Raw genomic sequence first — 18,229 nt, 5'->3', positions numbered from 1 at the left:
CAGTTCTCCTCTAACGTAGAGTATTCCGGACGGTAGAGCTTAGCTTCAATCCAGTCCACGATGTCTTCGGGTTCAGAGACCTGAGCCAGGCCCGATTTGAAGATTTGACGCGCGACTTTGATGGCCGTGTTGATCTCCACACGTAGGACATCTTTTTGCGGCGGAAAAAGCAGGCCATGGGTACGTTGTTCCGTTGTGACCTGTTCAGCGGTTGCCTTCGCAGCTTCAAGGAAGACCTCGTCGGTGATGCGTCGTGCCTGTGTTGCCCAGACAGCCAGTGCCACGGCGGGGAAGATATAGAAATTATTGGCCTGTCCGGGGGTGAGCGTTTTGCCATTCAAAGTAACATCGTCGAACTGGACGCCAGCAGCGAAGAGGGCACGGCCGTCTGTCCAGCGATAAGCTTGCTCCGCGGTACATTCCGCCTTGTCGGTGGGATTGGAGAGCGCGAAAATAACGGGCTTGTCGTTGATGCTCGCCATGGTGCGAACGACTTCCTCGGTGAAGCCACCCGCGTTGGTGCTGACGCCGATCAGAACAGTGGGCTTAATGGCTCTGACTGCCGCCGCAAGGTCTTTCGTCGCGGCATGGGAGTGGGCGAACACTTTCTGAGACGGATTAAGATCCTGCCGCGAAGGTTCGATCAAACCGTTGATATCCATCATGGAAATGCGGGCGCGGGCGTCAGCTGCAGAAAGACCTTCGTCCTGTAATGCACTCACGATCATATTCGCGATGCCGATCCCGGCAGACCCTGCACCGTAGAACAGGATACGTTGTTCTTTCAGCGCCTCACCCTTGATCGATAAGGCTGTGTCGAGGCCCGCGATCGTAATGGCCGCAGTCCCCTGAATATCGTCATTATAGCAAAGGATTTTGTCACGATATCGCGCCAATAGGCGGATGGCATCGTCTCCTTTCCAGTCCTCAAAATGTAAGCAGCAACGAGGATAAAGCTCTTGAATGGCTGCCACGAGTTCATCGACGAATGCGTCAAGTTCGTCTGAGGATGGGGGGGGCTGCCGCAGACCGAGATAGAGTGGATCGTCAATCAACTCCTGATTGGTCGTACCGATATCCAGTAACATTGGCATCAGGCCCTGAGGTGGGATGGCGGCGCAGGCCGTATAGAGTTGCAGCTTGCCCACCGGAATGCCCATACCGTTGGCTCCGATATCTCCGAGCCCCAGAATACGGCCGCCGGAACTGACGCAAATGAAGCGCACATTTTTTTCGGGCCAGTTGGCGAGTACCTCTTTCACACGACCTTTGTGACGTAGCGAAAGATACATACCCTGTGGTCTCTCGAAGAGACGGCTGTACTGAAGGCAGGCATCAGCGATTGTCGGATCGTAAACAATGGGAAGAAAGCGCTTCGGATCAGACATCACAACCTTGAAGAACAGGGTCTCGTTACGCTGTGACAATCCGTTCAGATGGAGAAAGCGCTCGAGATCGCTGCTCTTGCTGTCAAGCTGCCACAGGACGCGCTCCATCTGCCGATCAAGGGTTTCGACGGCGTCTGGCAAGAGGCCGAGCGTACCATTCTTGTGCCGCTCTTCGTTTGTGAAGGCAGTTTCGCGGTTGTGAACCGCATCCAGAAGGGGAGGGAGTGAAGGTACAGTGCGATCGGACGTCATGTCTATCTCCGTTCATTGATGTACTCACAATGGATGTGTGTTTATCGCGCTGGTAGTCACATAAAAGACATTGTATCTGTGTTTAAAATGCAAAGATGGTACTCTCAATGCACGATGACGCTGGTGATCTGAGATTTTTCGTACTTCTCGTTGAAGCGGGGAATCTGACTGCAGTCGCGCGTCACCTCAACGTTTCGGCAGGAGCTTCCAGTCGAAGACTGGCTCGGCTGGAGGAGCGGCTTGGCGTACGTCTGGTCACAAGGACATCAAGACGCTTCGACCTGACGGACGAGGGACAGACGTTTTATGAGCGTGCTGCAGAGATCATGATTGATATCGAGGCGGCTGAAGCAGAGATTTCTGCCAATCAGAAGGAGCTTCGTGGTGTCCTGCGGATCGGGGCGCCACTTGAACTGGGGCGCCGTCGGTTGGCTGATTTTGTCAGTAAATTTGCCGATCGTTTTCCAAAGCTGCGTGTGCATCTCCTCCTGTCAGACGAAGGACTGGATGTCGTTAATAGTCGCCTTGACCTAGCCATTCGGATTGGAATGCCAAATGAAGCAGGAACTGTCGCGACGAAGATCATGAATAGTGAACGGGTCATCTGCGCTTCTCCAGCCTATCTCGAGAGGTTTGGCATGCCGACCACCCTTGCCCAGTTAACTGAGCACCGTTGTATTTGCCTGATGCGGGGGCATGAACTGGGGATGCTCGACCAGTGGAGACTATCTCGTTCGGGTGAAGCTCAGATTGTAGAGGTAACTCCTCATCTCTCGACGACGAGCGGCGAAGTGGTGCATGACTGGGCCCTCAAGGGCAAAGGCATCGTATTCAAAGTCTTGTGGGACGTCAGCGACGACCTGCAACGCGGTAGGTTGGTCCGTCTTTTTCCAGAGTATCAGGGGGAAACAATCGGGCTATTTGCAACGATGCCCAGTCGACGCAACGTCCCTCTACGCGTTAAAACTTTTCTCGATAATTTAAGAGACTTTTTGGCGCACCCTTAGTCTTGATTATATGAGGAGAGGTAAGTGTCGATACATTATGAAAATAAAACAGAGGAAGACCAGTAAACGTTGATACGCATAATACGTTAACGATATCGGAACGTTTTACACCGTATTAACCCTGAAAAGGGAAAGACAATGAACCGCCATTTCAAAATTGGTGAAACGACGATTTCTGTGTTGCCTTATTTCCAGCCAATTGTTTCAATGAAATCAGACCAAATAATTGGTTATGAAGTTTTGAGTAGGTTTTTTGATTCCGGAAAAATTCTCGATACAAAAATAAGTATAGATCGCTTCGAAGATCAAAAACTTCTTGATGGACTCCTTATTTTCCTTCTGGAATATACTTTCCGTCAGCGACTTAAATTCGATCCTAACCTATTTTTCTCGTTTAATCTTTCACCATCTCAGATATCGGATGCCTGTATTCTTGATGATATCCTGTCCCTCATCAGCCTCTATGAGTTCCCGCACGAGCGCATCAAAATCGAAATTACTGAAAGTGTGATTATTTCTGATCTCGCGCTTTGTACTAAATTCATGACAGAGCTGAATGCAACCGGAATTTCCTTCGTCATGGACGATTTCGGCACCGGCTATTCAAGTCTCACGATCCTGAGTTCTTTGCCATTTTCAGGTGTAAAAATTGACCAGAAATTCGTGCATTCCTGTGTCAGTCGTAAAGAGGACAGAAAAATAATATCTGCGATTGTTGGCTTGGCGAATAGCCTCGATATTGACGTGATTGCAGAAGGGATAGAGACGGTCGAGCAGGCAGATCTGTTACGGAAAATTGGTTGTACGAAAGGGCAGGGTTATCTGTTCAGTCCTCCTCGGCCATTAAAAAGGATTGGAAACCCGAATTCCAATCCGGCGGTACATACGGAAAACGAATATCAAAGACTATCTATTGAAGAGAGGGCATTTCAAATATCATCTCTCTATAATTCGAAAGAAGTTGCGATTTGTTTTATAGATAGAGACTATATCATCCGGGATGCTAGCATGACATTCTGTCGTCGAATTGGTTTTGACAAAAAAGAGGTTATTGGTGCCGATATCCATGTGCTTCTGCCTGATGCGCGTACGATGCTCGAATGCTTGAAGTCTTTTAGAGAACGCGGTCTACCTTATCCTCCCTACAGGTTTACGCGGGAGAGTGGTGACATCGACCTTGTTATGCTGACCCAGGTTAGAGACGAATCAGAAGAAATTCTAGGTTATTCAATTATTTCACTCGAAATATTTAGCAAGACAATTAATGGGATAATGGCGCAGAAACGGCTGAATGTCTGGTAACCTGCATATTCTGGAAGTCATTCGAGAAGACGCCTTCTCTCTGATGTAATTACAGCTCGAACACTTTTAGATTCTGATGCCTTTTGACGTGCTCCCTTTTTTGTATCTATTCAAAAAGAGAGTTCTGTATTTTTATGGCTTGTTGCTGATGTGACGTGCCCCCCTTTTTGTATCCACTCAAAAGGAGAGTTCCCGTTTTTTATGGCTTGGGGTTGGTGGGATGACAAGTGTCTCGGGGGCATGCCCCGAGACACTTGTCTGGCGACCTGATCCGGTGTCCTGCCATCCAATTGGGAATGGGGACGCACCGTGTTGTAGTCTTCCCGCCAGTCAGCCAGAACCTGTCGGGCATGGCTGAGGGAGGTGAACAGCGTTTCGTTGAGGCATTCATCTCTCAGCTGGCCGTTGAAACTTTCGACAAAGCCGTTCTGCTGCGGTTTACCGGGGGCGATATAGTGCCATTCAATCTTCATCTTATCCGCCCATTTCAGGATGGCATGGGATGTGAACTCCGTACCGTTGTCGCTGACAATCATGAGGGGTTTGCCATATCGTTCTACCAGGGCCGTCAGTTCCCGCGCCACCCGTCCATCTGATAATGACGTGTCGGCAACCAATGCCAGGTTCTTGCGACTGAAATCGTCGATAACAGCTAGAATGCGGAACCGGCGGCCACAGATCAGGGCATCCGAGACAAAATCCAGGCTCCAGCGCTGCCCGGGTTCCTGAGGGATGGTCATGGGAGAACGCGTCCCCAGTGCCCTCTTGCGGCCACCCCGATGGCGGACTTTCAGCCCTTCCTCCTTGTAAAGGCGAAACAGCTTCTTGTGATTGGGGCTAAACCCTTCCCGAGCCAGAAGATAACCCAGGCGGCGATAGCCAAAGCGGCGTCTCTGGCTCGCCAGATCCCGCAGGCGCTGGCGCAGGGCGGCATCATCTGCCCGGGTGGAAACATACCGCGCAACACGCCTGGCAAGACCAACAAGGGCACAGGCGCGACGCTCACTCAGTTCCAGACCCTTTTTAAGGTGTAGGACCGCCTGCCGCTTTGCGACAGGCGTCACCACTTTTTTCCAACAATTTCCTTCAACGCCGCATTATCCAGCATCGCATCCGCCAGGAGACGCTTCAGACGACTGTTTTCATCTTCCAATGCCTTCAACCGTTTGGCTTCCGATATTTCAAGGCCACCATAGCGGGTCTTCCATTTGTAAAACGTCGCATCACTGATCCCGTGTCTGCGGCAAAGATCAGAGACCTTGAGCCCAGCCTCCTGTTTCTTCAGCACCCCTATGATCTGCTCTTCCGTAAAACAACTGCGTTTCATTCGTCCGTATCCTTCTCGATCGGACTCTACTTTAAAATGGTGACATTTCCGGGGAGCACGTCAGTGGCCTCACACCTTACGAATATGTCTGCAAAATATGGACTTCAGAGCCAGAAAAATTCATCATCAATCCAACCCATCAAAACACGGGACCAAACATCTAGGTTCTAAGGAATTTAGTCTATTGCGTTATAACGAGTTAGATCGTATCCTAAAAACCGCTTTATTAAATATAATTTGAATTATACTATAGCATAAATACCTTATCGCCCTTTTGTATAAAATTAAAGAAATTTTTTTCTCATGAAGTATACTTATATTTGGAGTCCGATTTAATTATGCCTGATGTAATCTCCATACCAAATCAGACAGACGATTCTTCAGCACCCTTTTCTTCATCGGCTTCAAGTTCTTCTTCTGTCGATACGGAGATGAAATCTCCGTATCTTGCTATCCCTCTTGTTCCGGTCGTCGAAGGGCGTCAGGGGGTACGTTTCGACTTTAATGACGGTGCGCGAGTCATGGTGCCCGAAATTAAGCCAGAGATTGGTCAATGGCATATTCGACTGTCTGACTATTCTACAGGGAACATTCTGTTCGATGCTCGCCTTAAGAGCGGCATGGTTACTTCGACCAAGAAGTTCTTTATACCCTTCACTATTGATGTCTGGCTGGAGAAGTCGGATGGTACCCGTGAAGACGTGCTGCATCATGAGTTATCTCTGAAGGGAGCACCGGTATTAGTTCAACTTCCCGTTGGAACGCTTGGTGATACCATTGCTTGGCTGCCCGCTGTTCTGCGACTGGCTCGGGAAAGCGGCGCTAACGTCACTTGTTCAATTGCAGACGTGATCCTGCCACTCGTTAAGGCGGCGAACCCAAACATTACGCTTGTTGGCCATGGTGAAGCTAAGGTGGACAAGGATTTCACGGCAGGATTCTATGCCAGCTATAAGATTGGTCTGTTCTTCACAGACACTGAGTTCGCGCATCAACCGACAGATTTCCGACATGTCGGCCTGCATCGGACGGCAGCCTATATTTTAGGGGTTAATCCCTGGGATGAAATTCCACCACCCATCACGATCCAGAATGGTGACATACCTCCAATTAAGGGGCCGTATGTTGTTATAGCTACGCAGGCTAGTACGCAGTGCAAATACTGGAACAATCCAGCAGGGTGGCACCAGGTCATCGCGTTTCTGAAGACTTCAGGGTATCGTGTGATTTGCATTGATCAAAAGACGTTTAATGGAACGGGGTATGTGTACAATCATATTCCTCATGGAGTCGAGGATGAGACAGGGAACCGCCCTTTGGCAGAACGAGCACGCTGGTTGAAACATGCTAGTTTCTTTATTGGCCTTTCCAGCGGTTTGGCCTGGCTGGCGCATGCAGCTGGGACGCCCGTGGTGATGATTTCCGGTTTTACGCATCCGGATAACGAGTTTGCCACGCCGTATCGGATCATTAATTGGCATACCTGTAATTCCTGCTGGAATGACCCAGAATATCAGTTTGAACATAAGGATTTTTTATGGTGTCCACGACATAAAGGAACTGACAGGCAGTTTGAATGTACTCGTCTCATTACTGGGGCACAGGTTATCCATACGGTCAAGCGCCTCATCAAAGATAAGGGGCTGCCGCTAGAGAGCTCAAAAAAAAACCTGCCTCTCTGAACTATCTCGGGTTTGTCAGAACGTAAAACGTTCAAAGGCTGCATCGGCATGACGCCGTGGCGCACGACAAACCGTTCTTTCTTTATTATGCGACGGGTGCGACGCACGAGCCGCATCATGTGCCCAGGGCATGGATTGCGAAATATAAAGGGAAGTTCGATCAGGGCTGGGATGTTATCCGGCAGCAGAGCTTTGAACGTCAGAAGGCGCTTGGCGTCATCCCGGCGAATGAGGAACTGACACCGCGCCCCTCCACCCTGTCTGCATGGGACAGTCTGTCTCCGGATGAAAAGAAGCTGCTTGCGCATCAGGCCGAGGTTTATGCCGCTTTTGCCGAAGAGACGGATCATGAAGTCGGGCGGCTTCTGGCGACTCTGCAGGAGGAAGGCATTGCAGACAACACGCTTGTCCTGGAAGTGTTCGGGGATAATGGGGGGAGTGCCGAAGGCGGGTTTTTGGGGAGGGATGCAAAGACTGCGGAGGGCGGAACGCCGGATGTCAGGACGCGTCTGGCCAACAGTGATGCGCTGGGAAGCGAGTTGTATCTCAATCATTATGCTGCCGCATGGGCATGGGCGCTGACGTCTCCGTTTCAGGGCACGAAACAGGATGCCGCCCATCTGGGTGGGACGACGGACCCGCTGGTCACCTCCTGGCCCGCACGCATCCACGACACTCATGGAATACGGGGTCAATTTGGGCATCTGAATGATATTGCGCCAACGCTTTATGAAGCCGCCGGGATTACACCGCCGTCCCACACGGCGGGCGTTGAGCAACTCCCGATTGAAGGCCGGAGCCTGCTCTATACGCTCGATCATCCCGACGCTCCGTCGCGGCATAAAGTGCAGTATTTCACCACGAGCGGAAATCTGGGCATTTATTCCGATGGATGGTGGGCCGGACAGCTTGCTCAGGAAACATGGGAAGTGGGTGACAACCGCGTGTATCTGACCCGTGGGACACAGCCGCAGACGCATCCGTGGGAGCTCTACAGGCTGAGCGATGACTACAGTCAGGCCCATGATCTGGCTGCGAAATATTTCGAAAAATTCAAAGAGCTTCAGGCGCTTTTCCAGCACAAGGTCAGCCGTAATCATGCATATTCGCTCCGGCCCGGAGTTGACGCATATCCGCTTGGTACGGCGACAGGGCAGACGGTCTTTACCTACCGCTCTGGCGTGGATCGCGTAGGGCCGCGTTTTGCACCGGATCTGGGGCATGATCCTTATACGCTGAGTGCTGATGTCGATGTCCCTGCGGGCGGGGCGCAGGGGGCGATTTTCGTCGAAGGCGGGCGATATGGGGGTGTCACCCTCACGACAGCACGATCTTCCGGCCAATGAATTCCATTACATCAAAGGAGGCGCAGGCCTTGATCCGTTCAATTCGCATGAACCGCCGGACACTTCTTGCCGGGACCGCAGCGCTCGGCACGGTGACTCTGGGGCTGTCGGAGCGGACTGCGCATGCAGCTTCCAAGGCAGTCTCGCGGGCGCCCAACATCATTTACATCATCGCGGATGACTTGGGCGTGTACGATCTTGGCTGTTACGGCCAGGCCAGAATCCGCACACCGCACATCGACCGGATGGCGGCTCAAGGCATGAAGTTCACGCAGGCTTACGGTGGCGCGCCTATCTGCTCGCCTTCCCGCTGTGCGCTCATGACGGGGCGCCATATGGGACATGCTTCCATCCGCGACAACTTTGCGCTCGCCGGAGGCGTGGTCGGATACAAGGGGAAGGAACAAATCCGTAGAGCCAATCTGTTCGATCAGGAACCGACGGTCGCGTCTGTTCTGAAAGAGCAGGGATATGTGACGGGGCTGGTTGGGAAGTGGCATCTCGATGGTTACAATCCTGACGCCATCCCGACGCGGCACGGGTTTGATGAATTCCACGGATGGCTGACGCAGACGGAAAAGACGCAGGGCTATTTTCCGGAGAAATGGTACGACGGCACGACGTTGCAGGATGTCGCGGGAAATGCCGGCGGGGGGCGGGCCGTCTACGAAACCGACATTGTGACGGATCAGAGCTGCGACTTCATCAGGCGTCATAGCCAGAAGCCCTTTTTCCTGACGGTCGCCTATAACGCGCCGCATAGTCCGCATATTACGCCAGCCGAGGGGGATTATGCAGGAGAGCCCTGGGGTGCCCGGGAAAAAGCCTATGCGGCCATGATCGAATTTCTGGACGCTGGCGTCGGCAGTATTCTGCAAACGCTTGAAGCGTCCGGGCTGGACAATGATACGATCGTGTTTGTGTCGTCCGATCATGGGCCGAGATCCGAACCTACAGCGGAGCAGACGGAGGTTGTGACTTTCTTCAACTCTCATGGTCCGTTGCGAGGCTATAAACGCGAGCTTTACGAGGGTGGAATCCGTGTTCCGCTGATTGCGCGCTGGCCTTCACGGATCGCTGCGGGCACGACGAACGAGACGCCCGTTTATCATCCCGATTTGCTGCCGACGGTTCTGGGGCTTGCAGGGCGCAGTGTTCCTGTGGTGACGGATGGTCGCGATCTGACGCCCGTTCTGCTGGGGCAGGGGGGGCTGCCGGAGCGACTGCTCTACTGGGAGACATATGAGCCGTCTTTCTGGCAGGCGGCGCGTTTGGGGAAATGGAAAATCGTCCGGCCTGGAGGGATCGAAAAACTGTTTATTGATATGCCTTGGCGAGTAATTTCTGGTTTTTGGCGATTTGATTGACGGTTCTTGAGGTCGTTTTCGGTCTGCGTTTTGAGCAGATCAGGGGCTGTCTCCCGCTGGCTGGCTACGCGCTCGCGTTCAACCTCTCCAGGAAGCGGAAGCGGCGCATGTTGTAAACGATATTGGCCAGGCCGATCCTCATGGTGGCCCGGGTGATACCGACAGTCCGAATGAAGAGCCCCGTCTGCGATTTCTGATCGGCAAAGACATGCTCGACACGCGACCGGATCACCGACTTCCCTGCGTTGGACCGCTGGATGTGGCGGGGCATGGGCTTGAGATGCGGCTTTTTCCTGTGGACCTTTGAGACAAAGCCCTGCTTTTCCATGAAGTCTTCGTTGGCTTTCGCGCGATACGCGGTATCGGCCCAGACGCTTGAGGCGGTATTGGTTTTATCCAGCAAGCCCTCGCGTAGTCTGGCACCGTCACTGGCGGCGGCATCTGTCGCTTTCCATTTCCGGATGAACCTGAACTTCCGGTCGATGGAAATATGCGATTTATAGCCAAAGAACGGGATGGCGAGATCCGTTGACGGGATCGTCCCGTCATCCTGCCGCTTCGCCTTCGTGAACTTCAGCGTCCAGCGCGCATGACGATCCTTGTGCGACAGCTTTGCCCGCTTGTCCTGCCAGTCTTCGGGAATACGGCCTGCCCGGAGATCGGCTTTCTCGGCGTTCGTGTTGCGCTGCTTTGGAGCAGCCACCAGCGTTGCATCCAGGATCTGGCCCGACATGGGCAGATAACCAGCACTGCGCAGGGTTGTATCAAAGCGATTGAACAGACCCTCGATCGCTCCCGCCTGGGTCAGGCGTTCACGGAACAGCCAGAGTGTTTTGGCATCAGGAACACGATCTGAAAGCCCCAGGCCAAGGAAGCGCATGAACGACAGGCGATCGTTGATCAGATACTCCATCCGTTCATCGGACAGATTGTTCAGCGCCTGGATCACCAGAACCTTGAACATCAACACTGGATCAAATGGCGGTCGCCCGCCCTTGCTTCCGTCTGAATAGGCCAGAGCCTGCTCCAGGTCAGGACGGAACACTTCAAAATCCACAGTCCGGGAAAACGCTTCGAACTGATCGCCGATTAATCGAGCAAGCCGCTCTTCAACATCAAAGAAACCAGCCCGCTTCATCTTCCCTGCCCCCATTCAACGCAGTAGTAATGGAAACACAAAGGGCGCCCCGAAACCAGAGGGCCCTTCGATCCATCCAAATTATTCAGACCACTTATTGAGTCAGGATATTACAAAAGCTACGTAATAATTTTTTTTATAGAATCAACATAAAAAGAATTACAATTTTCTATTAAAATTTTATTGAAAGATCCAGATCTTATTTCTGACCATTTCGTTTTATTTGAATATAGGTCTATTATTTTTTCGATAAAATCTTGAAAATTACCATTTTCCGCAGAAATAATTTCTTTGCCGTTATCCCACTTTACTTGATCGCAAAGAATATTCGACGCAACAATAGGCAAACCGTGTGATGCCGCCTCATATATTTTATAAGGAATTCCTGCAGCAAATCGAGTTGGTGCCAGAAACAGACGACATCTATTATAAAAATAATAAATGTCGTCTACTTTTCCAATATACTTTATTCTATCGGATTTTGGAAATGATGAAAAAGATATACCACTTCCTAAGTGTCCAACAATAATTAAATTGACATCAATAGGTAAAAACTTTTCTAATTTTGGCCACAAAACCGTCGTCATCCAAATAATAGAATCATAGTTCGGGGAATTATAATCATGAATAGCACCAACAAAAAGTAAATCTGATCTTTCGGACCAAATATTAGGGGTTGGATTGGGTGTTTGTACATGCCCAAGGATATAAACGTTATTAAAACCGTTCTTTTTTAATAAAGATGCATCATAATCATTAACGGCAACTATTTTTGTGGCAATTGATAAGCATTCGAACTCAGAACGAAGACGAATTTCAAAAGGAATGTAATCTTTTTGAGGAAGTCCTTTAAGGCGATTATGTTGTTCTTCACGAACAGTACTAACTGCTTCTGTATCGGCGATAATTTCAATTAATGGAATAAGGTGAGATATTTTTTCGATAATCGGAACAATACGTCCAACATTTTGCGTCCGACATATCCATATTGCATCATACATTCCAGATCGCATAGTAATGAAATATTCAAGATCGTTTATATCTCGATCCCACATAATTTCAACCGAATCTGGGAATTTTTCATATAGATGAACAGCTGATGAAGAAGACTTAAATACTGGAAACAATGTAATTTCGTGCTGCATTGTGGATAGTGTATTAATGATGTCATAAGATCTTGAGAACCCAGAACCATAAGATTTCAAAGGAATTTTATCTTCAATAAACAAAATACGTTTAGATCCGTATTTTTCAATAGATCGTGATAAGTGTGAATTCAGTTTTGACTTGATTTTTTTATTTAACAGGAAATCCCTATGTTTTGAATTAAAAATATACCTATTGCGATTAATATAATCTGTTCCTTCTTTAATACTAGATGACGCATATTCGTAGTGAATTACATTAATTGATGGATCATATATTACTTCATAATTAGATTTCCATATTTTCACACAATAATCAGTCTCTTCATAATACGCCGGAATATAATTTTCATCAAATCCACCTATTTTTCGAAATAGCTCTGTTCTTGTAAACAAAGCTGCTCCTGAGCAAAAATCAACACGACGGACAAAATTTGCTTCTGGAGCATCTGGGCTACAATCGCGTAGATATCCTTCTACACTTCCGTCCCTGTAAATGATTGCTCCTGCTTCCTGAAGTAATCCGTTAGTTCTGATGATTTTTCCACCAATAACTCCAATTTTTATTTCGTTGTCAAATCTCTTAATTGCAGATTGAATACTTCCCCATTTTATTTCAGTATCATTATTTAAAAAAAGAATATATGGAGAGCATATAAATTTAACAGCTTCATTGCAAGATCGAATAAAACCGATATTTCCTTCGAAACGAAGAATTTTTGCATTAATAACATAATTTTCAATGCAGCGATTCTCATCAGATGAGGCGCTATCAACAATAATTAATTGAATTTCATTTGGATATGAAGATCTTAGTGCGGTTAGAGAATTAATTGTCATATTAAAATTATTATGAATAACGACAATAACGCTTATCAATGGATTTTTAAATGAAAAATCTAATTTTGTCCTTGCTGCATTTATAGCTAAAGATGAACTTTTTTTCTGAAATGAGAATTTTGTACTCTCTTCAGATTCGTATAAAATTTTTTCAACTTTTGTTATTTTTCCATTTAATACACACCAGGCCACAAAAACGTCTGAAATGCGTCCGTTTAAGAGGAGGTCTTGGACATATGAATTGTGATAAAATTTTTTCAAGTCTATATTAGGATGAGGGCTGCGAAGCTCTTGAATACCGTAAAGTAAAAAATGCTCATAACCTTTAGAAAAGCGCCCTGACCGTACAGCTTCAAAAACATCTGGATTTGATTCAAGATAAAACTCTTCAGAAAAAAAACAAGATGGATCGAATTTACTTTCAAAACAACTTGATAAATATTTATGTAGTGCGGATACATAGAGACCTGAATTTAATTCGGCAATAGTATTAGGGTATGAGTTGACATACCAATTTTCATCAAAAAACACACTGGGAATATTAGTATTTTGGTCGATATTATTCATATAATGTCTAAATGGTCGTTTTACGTCTCCATCAAACAAACATTTTAGGTATTTAAGAGGATCAAAAAACCACGTCCCGCTTCGAAATTGTAAGTCACCCACTTGAAGATAATGATCATATCCATTTAAAAAAAATTCTCCGTTGATGATTTGACGTGCTACATCAACATACTTAGTAATATAGTATTCTTCGCAAAACAACCAATGTGGATTGCGGTCTTTATATCCAAATCGTCTATAATGGTCAAAACCAGAAACAAACTCTCCACGAGAGATGGCGTTTCGAACATCACTATAGCGATTCACATAATAAGATTCATCAAAATACGGATTGGGCTGGTATCCACATTTTCCAGATAAAAGTAAAATCTCTTCAGCATCAAAATCATCTTGCTGTTGAAAAAGCTCTTCAATTTCGGGGTATTTTTTTTTCATCCATGAAAAATCTATATAGTTCCAGGAATGTGTGGTTCGTACTGAAAAATCTTCTAGAGGAATCATATGAATTTCTATTCTTTAGTTTTAGGTTGTTCGGGATGCCGATAACGCATTATGATTGCAAGATCATCATGATGTTTATACGCTTCAGTAGCAGTTCGAGATGATTCATGGACACGATAACGGCATAGAATTTCAGGCAAAAATACCATGTCAATATTATTATCAATGAATTTTAACCAAAAATCATAATCTTCCCAACCATCTTCAATATGAGAAAATCCGCCAACCTGAGACCAAGCACTTTTCTTTATCATTGCCATAACATCGACATAATTTTTATGGAACATTTCCGTAGGATCCCATAAATCTGCACTTCCAATTTGATTTTGGTCTCCGAATTTGGCTATCTGGCAATAAACTCCTTGAGCATTGGTTCGATTTAAACAATTATATAGCTTAGATATAGCCGTGCGCATAATAGTATTGTCAGCATCAATTATAAATATAATCTCAGATAGAGAATGCATAATCGCAGTATTTCGGGATGCTGATGGACCTTGATTCATTGAATTTTTTAAAAACTTCATTGAAATGAAACGATGTTTGTTTTTATTCATCCAATCCGATATTATTTCTATTGATTCAAATCGATCTGAATTATCGTCAACTATTATAAGGCTTAAATTATTATAGGTTTGGTTGGAAATGGATTCCAAACATTCGATTATGTAATTTTCATAGTTATAGTTTGTAACTATGACTGATATATGTTCTTTATCGTCAAAAAAAGATGGTATCTCATGACAAAAAAGAATTTCTGGATCTGGATTCCAAGACTTATCATACATTTACTTTTTTCCAAACTCTTTCAATAAATATTGAAATATCAAAAAATTTTGATTTTTTTAGTGCCTGTTGCTGGAAAATATTCAAACATGAATTTTGTATCTCTTGCATTTTATTTTGTCCGTCTATTGTAGACAACAGCCACGAAATAAGATGCGGCATATGACGTGGGGTTTCAACTAAAAAATGTATGCCCTCTTGATACAAAGGAGTAGGTAAACATTCTTCCGTCACCACCACAGCCCCTCGGGCTGCCCCATGTTTAATAATACGTTGCCACTCAAAATAAGGATCATTGTTTCGATGAATGTTTAAGCAAATTTTACTATTTTCACTTACATAAAATGGCATACGACTTAATATTTTACTTGAACCTTCCATAATAATAGGGGTTTTGAATTGTCGATTATAGAAAAAACATTCATGCATAGCAAAGAAATCGGCGTTACGCAGAAAAAATTTTTCTCTCTTGTTCGACATATTACCAAAAAAGCTAATATCAATAGAACGCTCATCAATAGGGCGCAAAGCTCCATTCGGATTGTCAATTTTTGCATTCTCAGGCAGAACCCGAAAAAATGAATTCGCACGATCTTTATCTAAAATTTTCGTTGCAGAATAATCAGGTATAGGCGAAAAATGAAATGAAGGTATCCCAATCGATTCAAATATATCTACATGTTGATATAGCAAATCTATAACACCAGAAGACATAAATAAATAAATAAGGCCCCTTGAAAACCATTCAGTTTGTGCCTGCTCTGTGTTTAGCATAATAGATGATTTAATAATTTCATATTTTTCCCATTTTTTACTTCCAGGAAGAAAGAAAAATTCATGAGGAGCACAAAAAATACATAAATCTGGTTTTTTACTTAAGGGAGTATTTTCTGTTTCCAAAGATACTTGAAATTGCCCATCACTTAAAAGACAAAAAAGATCATTTGCTATTTCTTTAATAAAACAATTTCCCCGCGTATGATAAAAAATTCCTATTGTAATTGATAAATTGGGATTTTGACTGAACGACAATTTATACTGTGGACATGTTTTTGATTTATTTCCTAAAATTTGAGCTATTTGAAGTTTAGATAAAATATCACGTCCCTCTAGAATACCATAGAGAATCGCATGTTGATGTGGGGGAAGATCCGAATGCAAAACATCTTTATTAGAAGAAATATACGATTCTGAAGAAAAAAATGGAAATTTTTCTAGCTTAGACGTTGCCTTCATTAAAGATTCGTTACAGAAATTACTTAAAAGTCCTTTATCAAAAAAACTAAGTTTTATATTATTTCTTATATAGTGAATAAATGGCGGTTCATTTTTTTTCATATCATCTTTGTAGACTTCGATATAATTTTTATTGTTGTAATTTTTATTAGGATTTCTATTTATTTCATGAATTCCATATTTCACATAATGCACAAGAAGCGGAATTTCTATTGATTCTAGATCAATATTATTAGAAATGTAATAATTTTCATCGAATAAATTATGATAAGAGATAAGGTTATAAATGTATATCTCTTGCGGGGTCAAAAATGCCGTAGACAAATTTGCATCGTAGCAATTCCGCATAACTAAATCTATGAACGGGTGATTATCGATTTCGTCCCGAGAAAAATCATAAATATATTGATTTTCGTCAAATTCTCGGAATGGCTTTCTATTATTTTCGTTTAATCCATAATGGATATAGTGATAAACGGGGTCAGCTCCACTTTCGCGAACATCAGAATTATCTGAGAGGTATGCTTCTGTGTCAAAAAGACCTATTTTTTTTATTTCAGAAATTATTTTCTCTGGATCGTAAAACAAAATAAACTCCCATGAAAATTAAATTTTTGAAAATATAAACACTAAAATTATAATCTTATAGATAACAATAAATACTCGCTATCACAAATTATTTAACGAAATGGAGGGGTGAAAGAAGAACCATAACTCATTGACATTACTGTACACGCAAAACCCGAATTGAGGACTTTTAGAACTTTCCAAGTCATAGTTTAATCCTTTCTTGAAATAATAAGGGCTTTTTGACGGAGTGTTACGGACGGCGACAAAATTATAGCATTCCATTAACATAATACCAACCGTTTATTGCTAGGTTCTGTTAGAAGCTGACTCAAGAAGCGATCTGAATGATTTTTTGCAGAACTCTGGGGATATGAGCGATCATCAGCCACGCGTGGGATGGACTTGCGACGGTTTTGTGCCGATGCACTGAGCATTTTATGCTCGCATCAGGAGAGGCACGGAACCATGGCAGTGACACACAGAAGAATTTCGCCGTGAGGCGGTAAGGATTGTCTTAAGCAGCGGTTTGTCACGGAGCCGCGTAGCGGCGGATCTGGGGATTGGCAAATCGACATTGAAACACTGGATTTCGCAGTATCGGACGATCGAACAGAGGTGGCCCCGTCTGTTTGGACAGTTTTTGGGTTTGAATAAGCGATACCCGGTTGTTGTCATACCGCCATTCTGACGGCGCTGCTGTTGGCCCTCTGGTCCGGGGTTAACCCCGGACCAGAGGGCGTCGGCACGTCATGATACGCCTCATCGGGCGTGCGGCCAGCCAGTGCCGCGTGCGGACGCTGCCCGTTATAATGGGTGATCCATTTCGTGAGCCCCACTCGAAGTTCTGATCCGGTCTCAAAGGCGTGCAGGGAGACGCATTCGTATTTCATCGACCGCCACAGACGCTCGATGAACACGTGGAGGGATCGAAAAACTGTTTATTGATATGCCTTGGCGAGTAATTTCTGGTTTTTGGCGATTTGATTGACGGTTCTTGAGGTCGTTTTCGGTCTGCGTTTTGAGCAGATCAGGGGCTGTCTCCCTCTGGCTGGCTACGCGCTCGCGTTCAACCTCTCGAGGAAGAGGAAGCGGCGCATGTTGTAGACAATATTGGCCAGTCCGATCCTCATGGTGGCCCGGGTGATACCGACAGTCCGAATGAAGAGCCCCGTCTGCGATTTCTGATCGGCAAAGACATGCTCGACACGCGACCGGATCACCGACTTCCCTGCGTTGGACCGCTGGATGTGGCGGGGCATGGGCTTGAGATGCGGCTTTTTCCTGTGGACCTTTGAGACAAAGCCCTGCTTTTCCATGAAGTCTTCGTTGGCTTTCGAGCGATAGGCCGTGTCAGCCCAGACTGTTGAGGCCGTATTGGTTTTATCCAGCAAGCCCTCGCGTAGTCTGGCACCGTCACTGGCGGCGGCATCTGTCGCTTTCCATTTCCGGATGAACCTGAACTTCCGGTCGATGGAAATATGCGATTTATAGCCAAAGAACGGGATGGCGAGATCCGTTGACGGGATCGTCCCGTCATCCTGCCGCTTCGCCTTCGTGAACTTCAGCGTCCAGCGCGCATGACGATCCTTGTGCGACAGCTTTGCCCGCTTGTCCTGCCAGTCTTCGGGAATACGACCTGCCCGGAGATCGGCTTTCTCGGCGTTTGTATTGCGCTGCTTTGGAGCAGCCACCAGCGTTGCATCCAGGATCTGGCCCGACATGGGCAGATATCCGGCGTTGCGCAGGGTTGTATCAAAGCGATTGAACAGACCCTC

At 46.1% G+C, this 18,229-nt stretch carries 12 protein-coding genes and 2 pseudogenes; 6 read left to right on the top strand and 8 right to left on the bottom strand.

The features are described from left to right. Positions 1-1,640, bottom strand: a 1,640-nt coding sequence (locus GKO01_RS14585; protein WP_099287652.1) for an NAD-dependent malic enzyme, incomplete at its 3' end; no start/stop codon positions are given. A gap of 107 nt (positions 1,641-1,747) precedes the next feature. Between GKO01_RS14585 and GKO01_RS14580 the strand changes: the two genes are divergently transcribed. Continuing rightward, positions 1,748-2,647: a LysR family transcriptional regulator gene (locus tag GKO01_RS14580; protein ID WP_099287653.1), complete on the top strand. Its 900-nt coding sequence runs from the start codon at positions 1,748-1,750 to the stop codon at positions 2,645-2,647. A gap of 138 nt (positions 2,648-2,785) precedes the next feature. Further along, on the top strand, positions 2,786-3,949 hold the full coding sequence (locus tag GKO01_RS14575; protein WP_099287651.1) for a sensor domain-containing phosphodiesterase: 1,164 nt from the start codon (positions 2,786-2,788) through the stop codon (positions 3,947-3,949). A 110-nt stretch (positions 3,950-4,059) separates the two neighbouring features. Here GKO01_RS14575 and GKO01_RS14570 read toward each other — a convergent pair. Next, positions 4,060-5,276 (bottom strand): IS3 family transposase gene (locus GKO01_RS14570; RefSeq protein WP_244901497.1). Its coding sequence is split into 2 segments (ribosomal slippage): positions 4,060-5,018 and positions 5,018-5,276, totalling 1,218 coding nucleotides; the frame shifts between segments, so codons are not numbered across the junction. Between the two features lie 338 nt (positions 5,277-5,614). On the opposite strand from GKO01_RS14570, the gene GKO01_RS14565 reads away from it, so the two are divergent. From GKO01_RS14565 to GKO01_RS14555, 3 genes are read left to right on the top strand one after another with little or no spacing between them, the layout of a single operon-like run. Beyond that, positions 5,615-6,958, top strand: a complete 1,344-nt coding sequence (locus tag GKO01_RS14565) for an autotransporter strand-loop-strand O-heptosyltransferase (protein ID WP_099287650.1) — start codon at positions 5,615-5,617, stop codon at positions 6,956-6,958. 56 nt (positions 6,959-7,014) lie between these two features. Beyond that, the gene (locus GKO01_RS14560) at positions 7,015-8,304 is read left to right on the top strand and encodes a sulfatase-like hydrolase/transferase (RefSeq protein WP_244901496.1); all 1,290 of its coding nucleotides are present in this window, start codon (positions 7,015-7,017) and stop codon (positions 8,302-8,304) included. A 29-nt stretch (positions 8,305-8,333) separates the two neighbouring features. After that, positions 8,334-9,671 (top strand): arylsulfatase, encoded by a 1,338-nt coding sequence (locus GKO01_RS14555; protein WP_244901495.1) that lies wholly within the window; start codon positions 8,334-8,336, stop codon positions 9,669-9,671. A gap of 64 nt (positions 9,672-9,735) precedes the next feature. Here the strand turns inward: GKO01_RS14555 and GKO01_RS14550 are convergent, their stop codons facing one another. The 4 genes from GKO01_RS14550 to GKO01_RS15845 all read right to left on the bottom strand — a co-directional run bounded on the left by GKO01_RS14550 (position 9,736) and on the right by GKO01_RS15845 (position 16,472). Beyond that, positions 9,736-10,809, bottom strand: a complete 1,074-nt coding sequence (locus GKO01_RS14550) for an IS5 family transposase (protein WP_099287648.1) — start codon at positions 10,807-10,809, stop codon at positions 9,736-9,738. Positions 10,810-10,928: 119 nt separating this feature from the next. After that, positions 10,929-13,862, bottom strand: coding sequence for a glycosyltransferase (locus GKO01_RS14545; RefSeq protein WP_099287647.1), 2,934 nt, complete (start codon positions 13,860-13,862; stop codon positions 10,929-10,931). Positions 13,863-13,870: 8 nt separating this feature from the next. Continuing rightward, the gene (locus tag GKO01_RS14540) at positions 13,871-14,650 is read right to left on the bottom strand and encodes a glycosyltransferase family 2 protein (RefSeq protein ID WP_099287646.1); all 780 of its coding nucleotides are present in this window, start codon (positions 14,648-14,650) and stop codon (positions 13,871-13,873) included. Beyond that, positions 14,643-16,472, bottom strand: a complete 1,830-nt coding sequence (locus GKO01_RS15845; RefSeq protein WP_145994792.1) for a hypothetical protein — start codon at positions 16,470-16,472, stop codon at positions 14,643-14,645. Before GKO01_RS15845 ends, GKO01_RS14540 begins: the two co-directional genes overlap by 8 nt. A gap of 460 nt (positions 16,473-16,932) precedes the next feature. Between GKO01_RS15845 and GKO01_RS16180 the strand changes: the two are divergent. Then, positions 16,933-17,055: pseudogene (locus GKO01_RS16180) on the top strand (transposase); the annotation flags it as partial. A gap of 70 nt (positions 17,056-17,125) precedes the next feature. Here GKO01_RS16180 and GKO01_RS14530 read toward each other — a convergent pair. Together GKO01_RS14530 and GKO01_RS14525 are read right to left on the bottom strand one after the other, a co-directional pair. Then, positions 17,126-17,374, bottom strand: a pseudogene (locus tag GKO01_RS14530) (integrase core domain-containing protein); the annotation flags it as partial. Between the two features lie 132 nt (positions 17,375-17,506). After that, on the bottom strand, positions 17,507-18,229 hold a 723-nt coding region (locus GKO01_RS14525), incomplete at its 5' end, for a transposase (protein WP_099287644.1).

Source organism: Gluconobacter kondonii, from assembly GCF_002723995.1.
Lineage (GTDB): Bacteria > Pseudomonadota > Alphaproteobacteria > Acetobacterales > Acetobacteraceae > Gluconobacter > Gluconobacter kondonii.
Note: the sequence above shows the minus strand (reverse complement) of the source record. Positions and strands in the feature narration are given on the sequence as shown.

Coding starts and splice junctions, on each gene's coding strand:
- GKO01_RS14580 (WP_099287653.1), top strand. CDS start 1,748: ATGCACGATGACGCTGGTGATCTGAGATTTTTCGTACTTCTCGTTGAA.
- GKO01_RS14575 (WP_099287651.1), top strand. CDS start 2,786: ATGAACCGCCATTTCAAAATTGGTGAAACGACGATTTCTGTGTTGCCT.
- GKO01_RS14565 (WP_099287650.1), top strand. CDS start 5,615: ATGCCTGATGTAATCTCCATACCAAATCAGACAGACGATTCTTCAGCA.
- GKO01_RS14550 (WP_099287648.1), bottom strand. CDS start 10,809: ATGAAGCGGGCTGGTTTCTTTGATGTTGAAGAGCGGCTTGCTCGATTA.
- GKO01_RS14545 (WP_099287647.1), bottom strand. CDS start 13,862: ATGATTCCTCTAGAAGATTTTTCAGTACGAACCACACATTCCTGGAAC.
- GKO01_RS14540 (WP_099287646.1), bottom strand. CDS start 14,650: ATGTATGATAAGTCTTGGAATCCAGATCCAGAAATTCTTTTTTGTCAT.